At 68.0% G+C, this 14855-nt stretch carries 15 protein-coding genes; 1 reads left to right on the plus strand and 14 read right to left on the minus strand.

The window, feature by feature from the left end; translation table 11 throughout:
- Nucleotides 1-69 precede the first annotated feature (69 nt).
- The 8 genes from CFB45_RS24605 to CFB45_RS24640 all read right to left on the minus strand — a co-directional run bounded on the left by CFB45_RS24605 (nucleotide 70) and on the right by CFB45_RS24640 (nucleotide 7825).
- Nucleotides 70-1800, minus strand: a complete 1731-nt coding sequence (locus CFB45_RS24605; protein ID WP_089427792.1) for a cation acetate symporter — start codon at nucleotides 1798-1800, stop codon at nucleotides 70-72.
- Nucleotides 1797-2105: a DUF485 domain-containing protein gene (locus CFB45_RS24610; protein ID WP_043179330.1), complete on the minus strand. Its 309-nt coding sequence runs from the start codon at nucleotides 2103-2105 to the stop codon at nucleotides 1797-1799. Before CFB45_RS24610 ends, CFB45_RS24605 begins: the two co-directional genes overlap by 4 nt.
- Before the next feature lie 272 nt (nucleotides 2106-2377).
- On the minus strand, nucleotides 2378-3388 hold the full coding sequence (locus CFB45_RS24615; protein ID WP_089427793.1) for a succinylglutamate desuccinylase/aspartoacylase domain-containing protein: 1011 nt from the start codon (nucleotides 3386-3388) through the stop codon (nucleotides 2378-2380).
- A 31-nt stretch (nucleotides 3389-3419) separates the two neighbouring features.
- Nucleotides 3420-4613 carry a pyridoxal phosphate-dependent aminotransferase gene (locus CFB45_RS24620; protein ID WP_089427794.1) on the minus strand — a complete coding sequence of 398 codons (1194 nt, stop codon included), beginning with the start codon at nucleotides 4611-4613 and terminating at the stop codon, nucleotides 3420-3422.
- A 52-nt stretch (nucleotides 4614-4665) separates the two neighbouring features.
- Nucleotides 4666-5361 (minus strand): ABC transporter permease, encoded by a 696-nt coding sequence (locus CFB45_RS24625; RefSeq protein WP_089427795.1) that lies wholly within the window; start codon nucleotides 5359-5361, stop codon nucleotides 4666-4668.
- Nucleotides 5362-5410: 49 nt separating this feature from the next.
- Nucleotides 5411-6127 carry an ABC transporter permease gene (locus tag CFB45_RS24630; protein WP_089427796.1) on the minus strand — a complete coding sequence of 239 codons (717 nt, stop codon included), beginning with the start codon at nucleotides 6125-6127 and terminating at the stop codon, nucleotides 5411-5413.
- A 40-nt stretch (nucleotides 6128-6167) separates the two neighbouring features.
- Complete coding sequence (locus tag CFB45_RS24635; RefSeq protein WP_089427797.1) at nucleotides 6168-6965, minus strand: transporter substrate-binding domain-containing protein; 798 nt, start codon at nucleotides 6963-6965, stop codon at nucleotides 6168-6170.
- A gap of 74 nt (nucleotides 6966-7039) precedes the next feature.
- Complete coding sequence (locus CFB45_RS24640; protein ID WP_373452696.1) at nucleotides 7040-7825, minus strand: ABC transporter ATP-binding protein; 786 nt, start codon at nucleotides 7823-7825, stop codon at nucleotides 7040-7042.
- Between the two features lie 259 nt (nucleotides 7826-8084).
- On the opposite strand from CFB45_RS24640, the gene CFB45_RS24645 reads away from it, so the two are divergent.
- Complete coding sequence (locus tag CFB45_RS24645) at nucleotides 8085-8741, plus strand: TetR family transcriptional regulator C-terminal domain-containing protein (protein WP_244115244.1); 657 nt, start codon at nucleotides 8085-8087, stop codon at nucleotides 8739-8741.
- An 88-nt stretch (nucleotides 8742-8829) separates the two neighbouring features.
- Here CFB45_RS24645 and CFB45_RS24650 read toward each other — a convergent pair whose 3' ends face one another.
- The 6 genes from CFB45_RS24650 to CFB45_RS24675 all read right to left on the minus strand — a co-directional run bounded on the left by CFB45_RS24650 (nucleotide 8830) and on the right by CFB45_RS24675 (nucleotide 14785).
- The gene (locus CFB45_RS24650) at nucleotides 8830-10431 is read right to left on the minus strand and encodes a 5-guanidino-2-oxopentanoate decarboxylase (protein WP_089427799.1); all 1602 of its coding nucleotides are present in this window, start codon (nucleotides 10429-10431) and stop codon (nucleotides 8830-8832) included.
- A gap of 55 nt (nucleotides 10432-10486) precedes the next feature.
- Nucleotides 10487-11125: a MarC family protein gene (locus CFB45_RS24655; protein ID WP_089427800.1), complete on the minus strand. Its 639-nt coding sequence runs from the start codon at nucleotides 11123-11125 to the stop codon at nucleotides 10487-10489.
- A gap of 64 nt (nucleotides 11126-11189) precedes the next feature.
- Complete coding sequence (locus CFB45_RS24660) at nucleotides 11190-11918, minus strand: NAD(P)H-dependent oxidoreductase (protein WP_089427801.1); 729 nt, start codon at nucleotides 11916-11918, stop codon at nucleotides 11190-11192.
- A gap of 41 nt (nucleotides 11919-11959) precedes the next feature.
- Entirely contained in the window at nucleotides 11960-12754 is a 795-nt protein-coding gene (locus CFB45_RS24665) for an ABC transporter permease (RefSeq protein WP_089427802.1), read from the minus strand.
- Nucleotides 12755-12774: 20 nt separating this feature from the next.
- Nucleotides 12775-13650, minus strand: coding sequence for an ABC transporter permease (locus CFB45_RS24670; protein ID WP_089427803.1), 876 nt, complete (start codon nucleotides 13648-13650; stop codon nucleotides 12775-12777).
- Between the two features lie 25 nt (nucleotides 13651-13675).
- Nucleotides 13676-14785: an ABC transporter substrate-binding protein gene (locus CFB45_RS24675; RefSeq protein ID WP_089427804.1), complete on the minus strand. Its 1110-nt coding sequence runs from the start codon at nucleotides 14783-14785 to the stop codon at nucleotides 13676-13678.
- Nucleotides 14786-14855: the final 70 nt, after the last annotated feature.

Genomic DNA, 14855 nt, shown 5'->3' on the forward strand with positions numbered 1-14855 from the left:
GCTCCGGGGCCCGCGATGCGATGAACTGCATCGTGGGCCCCGGAGCGGGCGTGAGCGACCAACGACCGGTCAGTGGCTGCTGGCGCGCGTCGCCCCCAGCCCCGTTTCCGAACGCACCTGCTGCGCGGCGAACGCGCCCTTCTCCGCCTTCGCGCGCAGGCTCGTGTCGAGCACCGAGAACAGCCACACGCCGACGAAGCCGATGGTCATCGAGAACAACGCGGGCGACGTGTACGGGAACCACGCCGAACCCTTCGGATAACCGAGCGTCGCCTCCCACACCGACGGCGACACGATCGTCAGCCCCACCGACGAGACCAGCCCGAGGAAGCCGCCGATGACCGCGCCGCGCGTGGTGCAGCCCTTCCACATCATCGACAGGAACAGCACCGGGAAATTGGCCGATGCCGCCACGGCAAACGCCAGCGACACCATGAACGCGACGTTCTGCTTCTCGAACGCGATGCCCAGCAGCACGGCGATCACGCCGAGCACCAGCGTCGTGATGCGCGACACCTTCAGCTCGTCGGCACTGTTGGCCTTGCCGTTCTTGAAGACGGTCGCGTAGAGATCGTGCGACACCGCGGACGCGCCCGACAGCGTGAGCCCGGCCACCACCGCCAGGATCGTCGCGAACGCCACGGCCGAGATGAAGCCGTAGAACACGTCGCCGCCCACCGTCTTGGCCACCAGCACCGCGGCCATGTTGGCCGTGCCCGCGCCGCCCTTGATCACGCCCTTGGCCACGTCGGCCAGTTCCGGATTGGTCAGTACCAGCGTGATCGCACCGAAACCGATGATGAAGATCAGCACGTAGAAGTAGCCGATCCACGTGGTGGCCCAGAACACGGATTTCCGCGCTTCCTTCGCATCCGGCACCGTGAAGAAGCGCATCAGGATGTGCGGCAGGCCGGCGGTGCCGAACATCAGCGCCATGCCGAACGAGATGGCCGAGATCGGATCCTTGATGAACCCGCCCGGCGACATCACCGACAGCCCGATCCGCGTCGCGTCGTCCGGCGCCTTGCCGGCATTCGCGGCGATCGCGGTCTTGACTTCCACGGCATGGGCGAACAGCGCTTCCGGGCTGAAGCCGTATTGCGCGAGCACCATGATCGCCATGAAGGTCACGCCCGCGAGCAGCATGCACGCCTTGATGATCTGCACCCAGGTGGTGGCCGTCATGCCGCCGAACAGCACGTAGACCATCATCAGCGCGCCGACGATGACGACCGCCACCCAGTAGTCGAGACCGAACAGCAGCTTGATGAGCTGCCCCGCGCCCACCATCTGCGCGATCAGGTAGAACGCCACCACGACCAGCGTGCCGATCGCGGCGAAGCTGCGAATCGGCCCCTGCTCGAAGCGATAGCCCGCGACGTCGGCGAAGGTGAACTTGCCGAGGTTGCGCAGCCGCTCGGCCATCAGGAACGTGATGATCGGCCAGCCGACCAGGAAGCCGATCGAGTAGATCAGGCCGTCGTAGCCCGACGTCATCACCGCCGCGGAAATGCCGAGGAAGGATGCCGCCGACATGTAGTCGCCCGAGATCGCGAGGCCGTTCTGGAACCCGGTAATGCCGCCGCCGGCCGTGTAGAAATCCGCCGCGGAACGCGTGCGCGACGCCGCCCACTTGGTGATCCACAACGTCCCGGCCACGAACAGTGCGAACAGGACGATGGCCGTGGTGTTGGTGGCCTGCTTGGCGGTCTGCCCGACATCGCCGCCGCCCGCGACGGCCACGCCGCACACGCCCACGGCCAGCAGCGCGACCAGCGCCATCGAAAGTGTCTTCTTCATTGGGCGACGTCCTGCAGGATGTCCTGCGTCAGTTGATCGTATTCGTTGTTCGCGCGGCGCACGTAGATGCCGGTGATGACGACGGTGAACACGATCACCGCCATGCCGACCGGTACGCCGACGCTCGTCACGCCGGTGCTCACCGGCTTCGCGAGGAACGACTTGTCGAATGCGATCAGTGCGATGTAGCCGTAGTACACGATCAGCATCAGCACGGTCAGGCAGATACCGAGCGTGTTGCGCCGTCGCTTGAGCTGCGCATACTTCGGATGCGCTTCGATTTTTTTCACCAACCCATCATGCATCGCCTGTCTCCTGGTTTGCTTTTTGAATGAGTGTGGCGATTCTGAACAGCGAAGCTGACTGCGGGCTTACTCGGTCTTTCGCGAGTGCACTATGGTTTTCCCTAGCGGAACGGGCGTAGCGCCGCTGTCGGAAGCGAAATGCTTGATGGATGTACGCGGCCATGCGCGGGGCGCGCCGTCACGTCGACGTCAGTTCGGCGCCGCGACGCGGGTTGGCCCGGATGCAAGCGTTCGATCGTTCTCGACAGGCGGATGGTCGCGCGCCGCGTCGCTCATGGATCGAGCGTGCCGCCCGACCATCCCGCCGACGGACGCGAACCCGTCAGCTTCAGCGCGACGTCGCCCTGCGCGACCAGCCGCTCGCGATTGCGCGTGACGATGCGTCCGGCCTGCGGCGCGACCAGCACGTGCTCGCTGCCGGGCACGCCCGGATGCGCGACGATCCGCGCGATGCGTGCGCCCGCGGCGACCGTCGCACCGAGTTCGCGTTCGTACACGATCACGCCCGATACCGGCGCGAGCACCGTCTCCATGTGCGCGATCGGCACGGCCTCGCCGTGCCAGTCGTGCGCGCCGGCAGGCTCCGCGATCACGCCGCGGCCGCGCAGGAACGCCAGCACGCCGTCGGCATCGCGCTCGGCGAGCGCATCGGATACGTCGGATTGCCCGCGCAGCTCGACCGTTGCGACGAGCCGTTCGCGCAGGCCGCCGTTGCGCGCCCAGTGCGCGGCGATCGCGCCTTCGAACGCGCCGTCGTCGTCCTCGTCCCACAGAATCGCGACGTCGACGCCGAGCGCCGCCGCGAGATCGCGGCTGGCCGGCCACATTTCGCGCTGCACGTACAGATACGGCAGCGCCTCGGAGTCGGTATGCAGGTCGAGCACGATATCGGCGCCGCACGCGGCGTCGAACAGCGCGCGCTGCCAGGCGGCGAATGTCGTCGCGGGCCGGCGCGCCGCGGCCGATTCATGGAAATGCCGGTTGAAATTGCGCTGCGTCGCATCGTGGAAGCGGCCGAGCAGCCGCCCTTGCCGGAACTGCGCGAGCCCGAGCGGGTTCGCCTGCGGCACCACCGTCACCGTGCCGCGCAGCATGCCGCGATCGTGCGCCGCGCACAGCTGCGGGAGCAAGCGGTGCAGCACGAGCATGCCGGCGATCTCGTCCGCATGCACGCCGGCCTGCAGATGCACGCGCGGCCCGTCGCCGCCCGACAGCCGCCACGCGCGGATCGCGAGCGGCTGCCCGCCGTCGCCGGGCACCTGCCAGGTCAGCGCCTCGATCATCGTCCGTCCTCCTTCGGGTTCGGCTCGCCCATCACGACGCCGCGCGCGAATCCGCGCCAAGGCTCGCGACGAATGCCGCAATGCGCTCGCATGCGTCGGCCAGCTTCGCATCGTCGACGACGAAGCCGAAGCGCACGAAGCCGGATGCGGTATCGCCGAACGCGCTCGCGTCGAGCAGCGCGACCTGCTTCGCGCGGAACAATCCCCACGTGAACGCGTGCGCGTCGAGCCCCGTGCCGCGCACGTCGACCATCATGAACATGCCGGCTTCCGGCAGCAGGCAACGCAGCCCCGGCACGTCGCGCAGGCGCGCGTAGGCCAGGTCGCGGCGGCGCCGGTACAGCTCGCGCATGTCCGCGACGATCGCGGCCTTGTTGTCGAGCGCGGTGACGGCCGCCTGCTGGATGAAGCCCGGCAGCCCGTACAGCATGCACAGCGCGAGCCGCTCCGCGTGCTCGATCAGCTCGGCCGGGCCGATCGCCCAGCCGACCCGCCAGCCCGGCATCGCGTGCGATTTCGACAGGCTGCCGATCGTCACCGTGCGTTCGGCCATCCCCGACAGCGACGCGATGCTGACCAGGTCGCGCTCGAACGTCAGTTCCGCATACACCTCGTCGGACACGACCCACAGATCGCGCTCGCAGGCGAGCCGCGCGATGCGTTCGAGATCGGCACGCGGCAGCACGACGCCGGTCGGGTTGCACGGCGTCGCGAAGAAGATCGCCTTCGTGCGCGGCGTCACGGCCGCTTCGAGCGCGTCGAAGTCGAGATGAAAGCCGCGCGACGCATCGACCGGCACCGGCACGAGCGTCGCACCCGACGCGCGCACGCTGGCTTCGTACGTCAGATACATCGGCTCCGGCACGATCACCTCGTCGCCCGCCTCGCACAGGCACATCGCCATCGCGAACAGCGCGTTCTGCGCGCCGGCCGTCACGATCACGTGCTCGGCACCGACCGCCTGCCCGGACGCCTTCGCATGCTCGCGCGCGATCGCCGTGCGCAGTTCGGCGCGGCCCCGTACTTCGCTGTAGTGCGTATCGCCGCCGCGCAGCGCGGCGACCGCGCGCTCGACGATGATCTCCGGCGTCGGAAAGTCGGGGTCGCCGACACTCAGGATGATCGCCGGCTCGCCCGCCGCGACGGCCGCCTGTGCCGCGTAATGAATGTCCCATGCAGTCGTGCGCTTGCCCTGCAGGCGATCGACCAGCTTCGAATAGTTCATGCGTTCTCCGTCGCGCGGCGTCCGAGCGGCCGCCGCTTCTTCAAGGGTTCGTTCACCGCGGCATGCGTACCGGCACACGCCGCTCGAGCCGGCCAAACGCGCGTTCGATCACGAACGCGAGCACGACATAGATCACGGCGATCGCCAGCAGCGGCTCGTAGGTCCGCAGTGTCTGCGCGCGAATGTAGTTCGCGGCGCCGAGCACGTCCATCACCGCGACCGTCGACGCGAGCGCGGTCGATTTCAGCAGCATCACCGTCTCGCCCGCGAGCGTCGGCAGCAGGATCTGGATCGCACGCGGCAGCCACACGCGCCGCGCGATCATCGACGGGCGCATCCCCATCGCGCGCGCCGCCTCGATCTCGCCCTTCGGTACGCCGCGCAGGCCCGCGCGCAGTACCTCGCCGACATACGCGCCGACGCTGATCACCAGCGCGAACGCGACATACCAGAAACCGTCGCGCAGGAACGGCCACAGCACGCTGTCGCGCAGCGCGGGCCAGCCGGCGAACAGCGAGCCGACGCCGTAGTAGATCAGGTAGATCTGCACGAGCAGCGGCGTGCCGCGTATCACTTCGGTGAACGCCTTGCTGGCGCGCGCGACGACCGGGTTGCCCGACAGCCGCGCGAACGCGACGACGATCGCGAGCGCGAAGCCGAACACGGCCGAGATGACGAGCAGCTTGACGGTGGTCAGCACGCCGAGCAGCAGCAGCGATCCGTAGGAAGACAGTACGCTCAGATCCATGACGTTGATCCGGTTCGGTCAAAAAATACGTGAGAAGACCCGGCGCGGCTCACGATGCCGGCATCCAGCGGCCGAAACGCCGCTCGATCTCGCGGAACAGCATGCCGGACAGCGACGTGATCGCGAAGTACACGGCCGCGACCATCAGGTAGTAGTGCATGTACTCGCGCGTCGACCCGGCCGCCTGCTTCGCGGTGTAGAGCAGCTCGCTGTAGCCGACCACGCTGATCAGCGCACTGTCTTTCACGAGGATCAGCCACAGGTTCGTGAAGCCGGCCAGCGCATACGGCGCCATCGCCGGCAGCGTCACACGGCGGAACACGAGCGACGGCGGCGCGCCGAACGCGCGCGCCGCCTCGATCTGCCCGTACGGGATCGCGAGGATCGCACCGCGGATGATCTCGGCCGCATACGCGCCCTGCACGATGCCGAGCACGATCACGGCCGCCGCGAAGCCGTTGACCGCGACCGGCCCGGCACCGATCGCCGTCATCAGCAGGTTGATCGCGTCGGTGCCCGCGTAATAGAGCAGCAGGATCAGCAGCAGCTCGGGCACCGCGCGGCACAGCGTCGTGTAGCCCTGCGCGAGCCGCTCCAGCACCCGCACGCCGGACAGCTTCGCGGCCGCACCCAGCAGCCCGAGCACGATGCCGACGACGAACGCGCCGAGCGAAATCTCGAGCGTCACGCCCGCGCCCTGCAAGAGCGCGACGCCCCAGCCGTCCGGGTCCATGCCCAGGTAGCTCACCCATCCCCAACCGTCCATGCCGCCTCCTCGTCCGTGCGTGACGCCCGTGTGCGCTCGATCAGTGCGGCCAGAGGTCGATCGGGAAATACTTCTTCGCGATCTGCGCGTACTTGCCCGATGCATGCAGTTGCTCGAGCGCCTGGTCCATCTGCTGCTTGAGCGGTGCATCGGCCTTGCGCATCCCCGCGCCGACGCCGTAGCCGAAGATCGCCGGGTCCATCTTCACGCTGCCGGGGCCCTTCAGCTCGAACGCGGAACCGTCCTTCGACTTCAGGAAATCGAGAATGCCGAGCTGGTCGAGATACATCGTGTCGATGCGGCCGGCGACGAGGTCGGCGTTGCAGTCATCCTGCGTGTTGTACAGGCGCACCGTCGCGGTCTTGCCGTAGGCCATCTTGATGAACTCGGCGTTCGCGGTCGAACCCTGCACGCCGATCACCTTGCCCTTCAGCCCGTCCGGCGTCAGCGTGAGCTTCTGGTTCTTCGCGCCGACGAAGGTGCCCGGCGTCTCGTAGTACGGCCGCGAGAACGCGATCACCTTCTGGCGCTCCGGCGTGATCGACATCGAGTTGAAGATCACGTCGATCTTGTCGCTGAGCAGCGCCGGGATGATGCCGTCCCACGCGACTTCCCTGATCTCGCACTTCGCCTTCATCTGCTCGCACAGCGCGCGGATCAGGTCGGCCTCGAAGCCGCTCCACTGCCCCGTCGGGCTCTTCATCAGGAACGGCGGATACGGCTCGGCCGCGACCCCGAAGCGCAGCACGCCCGACGACGCGTGCGCGGAACCGAACGGCGCGAGCGCCGCGAGGACGAGACTCAACAGGCACAGCAGACTGCGTACGACACGTTTCATGGTCGGACTCCTTGCGGGAAAGATAGGGATCGGGGCAGCCGCCCGTACTGGCACGCGCGGGCCGCGCCCGCGGTTCAGTGGCGTTGCCGATGCGCGTTGACGAACTGGCGGCAGCGTTCGCTCTGCGGCGCGTCGAAGATCTCGGCCGGCGTGCCGCTCTCCTCGACGCGCCCTTCGTGCAGGAACAGCACCCTGTTCGACACGTCGCGCGCGAACGCCATTTCGTGCGTGACGAGAATCATCGTGCGGCCTTCGCACGCGAGATCGCGAATCACCTTCAGCACTTCGCCGACGCGTTCGGGATCGAGCGCGGACGTCGGCTCGTCGAACAGCATCACCCTGGGCCGCATCGCCAGCGCGCGCGCAATCGCGACGCGCTGCTGCTGGCCGCCGGACAGGAACGCGGGATAGACGTTGCGCTTGTCGGCAAGGCCGACGCGTTCGAGCAGCTGCTCGGCGCGCGCGATCGCTTCGGCGCGCGGTTCGCGCAGCACGTGCACGGGCATCTCGATCACGTTCTCGAGCACCGTGCGGTGCGCCCACAGGTTGAAGCTCTGGAACACCATCCCGAGCCGCGTGCGAATGCGCTCGACCTGGCGCGGATCGGTCGGCACCGTGCGGCCCTTGCGGTCGACCTTCAGGCCGATCTCCTCGCCGTCGACCACGATGCGTCCGCGGGTCGGCGTCTCCAGCAGGTTGATGCAACGAAGCAGCGTGCTCTTGCCCGAGCCGCTCGCGCCGATCAGCGAGATCACTTCGCCTTCGCGCGCGCTCAGCGACACGCCCTTCAACACCTCCAGCTCGCCGAACCGCTTGTGCAGATCCGTCACCTGCACGCGCTCGTCGACGGCCGCCTTCACGCTCTCCACCCGCGCCAACATGCTGTCTCCTGTGTCGAATTCTCATGCCCGTCCCGTGCGGGACCGCGGCGTCTTGTTGAATGGCCGACCAACCTCATGCGGAGTCGAGTATAGGCGCTGTTGAACGGTGGTTCAACAGATTTCAATCATCCTGGAGCAAGGGTTTTCGCGGGTTCCACGCCGCTTTCGATGGTGCAATTGAACAAGCGTCCGACACTCCCCTATAATCGGTGCCATGACGATTCCGTAAGGTCACCCCGTGAAAAAGACTCCTGGCAGCGCACCGGTTCAGGCCCGCAGCCGCGGCATCCGCGAAACGCCCGCGGTGCGGCAGCAATCGATCATCGACGCGACGATGCGCTGTATCGCGCGCTACAGCTATTCGGAAACCACGATCGACCGCATCTGCGCGGAAGCGAAGGTGTCGCGCGGGCTGATCAACCATCACTTCCAGTCGAAAGACGAGCTGATGGCGCAGACCTACAAGCGGCTCGCGTCCGACCTGCTCGACGTGTCGCGCGCGGCCGCCGCGAACGCGACCGGCCCCGAGGACAAGCTCGACGCGATCATCAAGGTGTGTTTCGCCGCGCCGGTGTTCGCGCCGAAGAACGTGAAGGTGTGGCTCGGCTTCTGGAGCGTCGCGCATAGCGACCCGGTGATCCGCAAGGCACACAAGGAGCTGTACGCCGGCTACCGGCAAGCCCTGAAGAAGCTGTTCGACCAGATCGCGGAAGTGCGCGGCGGGACCGTCGACAGCGATCTCGCCGCGCTGACGCTGACGGCCGTGATCGACGGGTTCTGGCTCGAGCTCGCGCGCGACCCGACGTCCTTTACCGCGGCAGACGCGCTGGCGAGCTGCCTGCGCGTCGTCGATACGTTCCTGCCGCCGCCGAAGACGGCCCGCAAGCGCGCGTAACGCGGCGCGTCGGCAACCTGACGCATCATCGCCGCCGGCAACCCGGCGGCGCACCCGACGGCCTCGCATCGCGAGGCCGTTCGCGTTTTCAGCACGCGCGAATCTCGATCAGATACGGCGCGTCATGCGCCGCCGCCTCGCTGAGCGCCCCGACCAGTGAAGCACCCTCGTCGACGCGCTGCGCGCCCCATCCGTACGCCCGTGCGATCTCGACGAAATCCGGCGTATGCAGATCCACGCCGACCGGCTCGACGCCGCCGTCGACCATCGCGCGCTTGATTTCCCCGTATCCACCGTTGTTCAGCAGCACGACGATCACGCGCGCACGGTGCTGCACCGCGGTGCCGAGCTCCCCAAGCGTGTACTGGAATCCGCCATCGCCGGCGAGGCAGACCACCGGCCGCGACGCATCGCCGAGGCTCGCGCCGACGGCGGCCGGCAGCCCGTAGCCGAGCGAGCCGAACCCGACCGACGCGTTGAACCAGCTGCGCGGGCGCGGCGCCGCGAAGCCGACGTTGCCCGCGTAGACGATGCGCGTCGAATCCCCGACGATCGCCGCATCGGGCAGCGTGTCGCGCACGCTGTCGAGCAGCGCGAGATCGCGGCACATTTCGTCATTCAGTTCCTGTCGCGCCGCCGCACGGCACTTCGTTGCGCGTTCAACGCCGTCGCGATCCGCACGGGCGCCCGCGTCGCCGGGCCATACGCGCCGCAGCGCGCGCAGGGTTTCGCCGACGTCGCCGAGCAACGGCAGCGCGGGCACCGCATTGCGGCACAGCTGCTGGGGATCGATGTCGATCCGCACGAGCGGCGCGGGCATCGAGAAACTGCGCGTCGCATACAGGTCGTAATCGGTCGGCCCGAGCTCGGTGCCGAGCGCGACGATCAGGTCGCTGTCGCGCATCAGGGCGCGCACCGCGTCGCTCGACGCCGACCACGCGATGCCGAGCGGATGCGCGGGCGGCATCACGCCGCGCCCGTTGATCGTCATCACGACCGGCGCGTCGAGTGCTTCGGCGAGCCACCGCACGTCGTCGGACGCGTCGAGCGCGCCGCCGCCCGCCAGGATCAGCGGCGCGCGCGCGGCAGCCGCCTGCGCGCGCAGCGCGTCGATGCCGTCGGCCGATGCGGGACCGGGCGCGATGCGCGGCGGCGCCGCCGGCACGGGCGGCAACGTGTCGGCCGGCGCCGCGAGCACGTCGAGCGGGATCTGGATATGCACCGGGCGCGGCCGGCCGCCCGAGAACACCGCGAACGCGCGCGCGATCGCCTGCGGCAGTGCGTCGGCGCGCGGCACCGTATAGCTGAACGCGGCGACATTCTCCGCGAACGCATGCTGGTCGGGCAGTTCGTGCAGATGGCCGTTGCCCGAGCCGATATCGCCGGACGCGTTGACGCTCGAGATCACCAGCATCGGAATCGAATCCGCAAACGCCTGCGCCATCGACGTCGCGATGTTCGTCATCCCGGGGCCGGTGATCACGAAGCACACGCCGGGCTTGCCGGTCGCGCGCGCATAGCCGTCCGCCATGAAGCCGAGGCCCTGCTCGTGGCGCGCGCTCACGTGACGCAGCGTGCTGCCGGCCAGCCCGCGGTACAGCTCGATCGTGTGCACGCCGGGAATGCCGAACACCGTATCGACGCCGTACGCGGCGAGCAGGTCGACGAGATACATGCCAACTGTTTTCATTTGTCTTCCATCGTTCAGGACAGGTTTCTGGATCATTCGCCGGGCGGCGAAGCCATCAGTGCGCGAGCCCCGGCAGCAGTTCGCGTACGCCTTGCGCGAGCATCTGGAACGCGATCGCGGTCAGCACGATCCCCGACAGCCGCTCGACGAGCGTCCTGCCGATCTCGCCGAGCCGCCGGCACCACGACGCCGAGCACGCATACGTGAGCCCGATCACGCCCGCATGCAGCACGCAGGCCGCGCTCAGCGCGAGCAGGTCGGACGGCGTATGAAAGCGCGTCGCGGTCGTGATCACGAGCGACATCACCGCGCTGCCGATCGACAGCGGGAAGATCAGTGGCACCGCGATGTAGCTGCGCCACTGCGCATATTCGAGCCGCCGCTCCCCGCCGCTGCGTTCGTCGTTGGCCGTGCCGCGCATCATCGGAATCGACCACAGGCACAGCACGAGGCCGCCCGTCAGCGTCAGCGCACCGAGCGTCAGGCCGAGCATGCGCAGCAGGAACTGGCCGCCCCAGACCGCGCCGACCATCAGCGCCGCGATCCACGCGAACAGCCTGAATGCGATCTGCCGCTGCGTCACGTCGGGAAAATGCCCGGTGACGGCCGCGTACATCGGGATCGCGACCGGCGGACAGAACAGCGTCAGCAGGCCGGTCAGGAACAGCAGCACGTCGCTCGACGTCAGGGTCATTGCTCGAACTCTCACGCGGTCGGATGGTTGAGACGCGTATCGGCATCGTGGCCGGGTGTCGCGATCAGTCCTGCGCGGCTTCCTGCGGCGCGCGCTCGCGCCGCCGCATGTCGCCGTCGAAATCGTCGAGCGTCGGGAACGCCATCGGTTCGAGCCGGTCGAGCCGCGCCAGGTAGTCGCCGTACCGATCGAGCACGGCCGCGCGCTCGGCATCGCCGATATACGGCACGTGATAGCCGACGAACGACGGCAGCACGTCGAAGCCCGCATAGCCGAGCGTGCCGCGCAGCACGTGGCGCAGCATCAGGTCCATTTCGCCATGCACACCATCCGCGCCGAACATGTAGTCGCGGCCGCCGCACGTATAGGCGAGCAGCGCGCGCTTGCCGCGCATCCCGCCGCGATCGTAGAAGCGCACACCGCCGTACACCTTGCCCGACACGAGCACGCGGTCGATCCAGCCCTTCATGATCGCCGGCACCGAGCACCAGAACAGCGGGAAGCTCAGGATCAGCAAGTCGCATGCGGCGAGCTTGTCGAGTTCCGCGGCGATGTCCGGCGCGATCGCGTGCGCGGCGACGTTCTCGCGCTGCTCGAGCGCGTAGACGAGATAGTCGGGGTGCTTGCGCACGCCGAAATCGGCCGCGCTCGCCACCGGATTCCACTGCATCGCGTACAGGTCGGACACCGTCACGGTGTGCCCCTGCGCTTCGAGCGTACTCACCGCGCGGTGCAGCATCGACGTGGTGAACGACTGCGGCTCGGGATGGGCGTGGACGATCAGGACTTTCATGAGGCGATTTTTCTCCGCAACGTAACGTTGAAGGGTTGAACTCACACGGCCCCGGCCGCGCGCTTGCGCAGCAGCGACAGGCCGATCGCGACGCAGGTCGCGACGAGCAGCAGCGTGGACACCGACGCGATCGCCGGGTCGACGTTCTCGCGCATCCCGTCCCACATGCGGCGCGGCAGCGTGTACACGCTCCGGCTCGAGATGAACAGCGTGACGACCAGCTCGTCCCACGACAGGATGAATGCGAACACCGCCGCCGACAGCACGCCCGGCCGGATCGACGGCAGGATCACGTAGCGCAGCGTCTGCGCGAGGTTCGCGCCGAGGCTGCGCGACGCCTGTTCGATCCGCAGGCCGACCGTCGCGAGCGACGCGGACACGGCCACCACCACGTAAGGCACCGACAGCACGACGTGCGACAGGATCACTGCCGGCAGGCTGTCGAGCATCCCGAGCTCGCCCCACAGCCGATAGAACGCGAGCGCCGACACGATCGGCGGCACGATCAGCGGAAACAGGATCACGCCGCGCACGAACTCGCCGCGCCGCGACGCGACCTTCCACAGGCCGATCGCGCACAGCGTGCCGAGCGTGACCGAGATCGCCGACGACGCCAGCGCGATCAGCCCGCTTTGCAGGAAGCTCGACACCCAGCCGTCGTCGTCGAGCAGCACGCCGTAGTGCCGCAACGACAGCGCGCCGTCCGGCATCGACAGGTAGTCGCTCGGCGTCAGCGACACGGGCACCGACACGAGCAGCGGCAGCATCAGGAACAGGATCGCGGCCCATGCGACACCGACCACCAGCGCGCGCCCTGCGGTCATTCGATTCTTCATCGGTTCGTCCTCCGTTCGAATCAGCGCGCGCCGAACAGCTCGCGCAGGTCGACGAAACGCGCGAGCAGCGCGAGCGCGGCCAGGATCGACGCCAGCAGCAGCGACGCGAGCGCCGCCCCGCTGCCCCAGTTCACGAGCTGCAGGATCTGCGTGCTGATGTACTCGGCGATCATCACCGTGCGGCCGCCGCCGAGAATCACCGGCGTCACGTAGAAGCCGAGCGAGAAGATGAACACGAGGATCGCCGCGCCGACGATGCCCGGCCGCGTCTGCGGGAAATACACCTTGCGGAACGTGACGAACGCGCCCGCGCCGAGCCCCTGCGACGCCCGCGCGAGCTGCGGGTCGATGCCCTTCATGTTCGCGTACAGCGGCAGCACCGCATACGGAATCATGAAGTGGATCATCCCGATCACGACGCCGATCTCGTTGCGCATCAGCGGCAGCGGCGCATCGATCAACCCGACGCGCATCAGCAGCGTGTTGACGAGCCCCTGCTCGCCGAGCAGGAACAGCCACGAGAACGCACGCACCAGCACCGACGCCCAGAACGGCACGAGCAGCCCGAACATCAGCGCCATCCGCTGACGCGGGCCGACGTGCGCCATCGCATAGGCGATCGCGTAGCCGAGCGCGACCGAAAACACCGTGGTGACCGCGCACACGCGCAGCGTCGTCCACAGCACGCGGTGCACGCCATGGTTCTCCAGCAGCCGCGCGTAGTTCGTCAGGCCGGGCGCCGGCACCGTGAAGCCGAGCCACAGCACGCGCACGAGCGGAACCACGTACAGCACGATCAGCACCGCGAGCAGCGGCACGACGAGCAGCCAGTAGCGGTCGGCCTTCGCGCGGCCTAGCGGGACCGCGCCCGCGGCGGGAGTAGACAGGGTAGTCATGGCGTCACGCTCACGAGGCGGCGGATCAGGACGACATCAGGTCGGTGTACTGCGCGAGCGTCGCTTCGTAATGCTGCGCCCACCATTCGGGATTCACCTTGCACTGCTTCGCCCAGTTCTCGGGCGTGCCGGGATTGTCGGCGCGCAGCGCCTGCGGCACCGCGGCCGTCGCGGCCGGCGTCACCGGCCCGTTGCCGAGCAGCGACAGCAGGCGCACCTGCGGCTCGACACCCTGCACGAACTTGATGAACTGCCACACGGCATCGCCCGACGGGTTGTTCTTCGGCACGCCCCACACGTCGCACGACGCGAGCCCCTGCTCCCACGTATAGCGGAACCGGCCGTTGCTCTCGCGCTGGATCACGTTCGCGCGCGTATGCCAGATGCACGCCATGCTGACTTCGCCGTTGCGCAGCAGTTGCAGGCTGTCCGCACCCGAATCCCACAGCAGCACGTTCGAGCGCAGCTCCTTGAGTTTTTTCAGCGCGCGCGGCACGTCGATCGGGTAGACCTTGTCCTTGTCGACGCCATCGGCCATCAGCGCGGCTTCGAGCGCGCCGCCCATCCATTTCCACAGCCCGCGCTTGCCCGGAAACTTGCCGACGTTCCAGAAATCGGCCCAGTTCTTCGGCGGATTCGCGCCGAACTTGCGCGCGTCGTAGACGAGCACGTAGCTCAGCAGGTACGACGGCACGCCGAAATCCGACCCGAGCCCAGGCAGTGTGTTGCGGCCCACGACCGAATAATCGATCGGCCGCAGGAAGCCCTGCTTGCCGAGCTTGATCGCCGCGAAGCCGTCGAGATCCATCACGTCCCAGATCACGTTCCTGTTCTCGACCATTGCCTTGATCTTGCCGTCCTCCGGCGACGAGTCGTAACCCATCCTGATCCCGCTCGCCTTCGTGAACGGGTCCATGTATGCGGAGCGGAACGCCGAACGCGCTTCGCCGCCCCATGCGCTGAGCACGATTTCCTTCGGGTTCGACGCCAGCGCGTCTTTCGCGCCGAGCGACAGCAGCGTCGGCGCGATGCCGGCGGCCGCGCACAGCCGCAGGAAATCGCGGCGGCGTTGCGACGTCGCGGGTTGAAGGTCGCGCGCTTGGTCGAGCAGGTCCTGCAGATGGCGCTTCGTCATGGTGTCTCCTCCAGGCTGGGCAGCGCCCGCACGCATCTCGGCGTTGTCGGGCACGGGGAATCGGCCGGCG

Origin of the sequence: Burkholderia sp. HI2500 (assembly GCF_002223055.1) — a bacterium.
Lineage (GTDB): Bacteria > Pseudomonadota > Gammaproteobacteria > Burkholderiales > Burkholderiaceae > Burkholderia.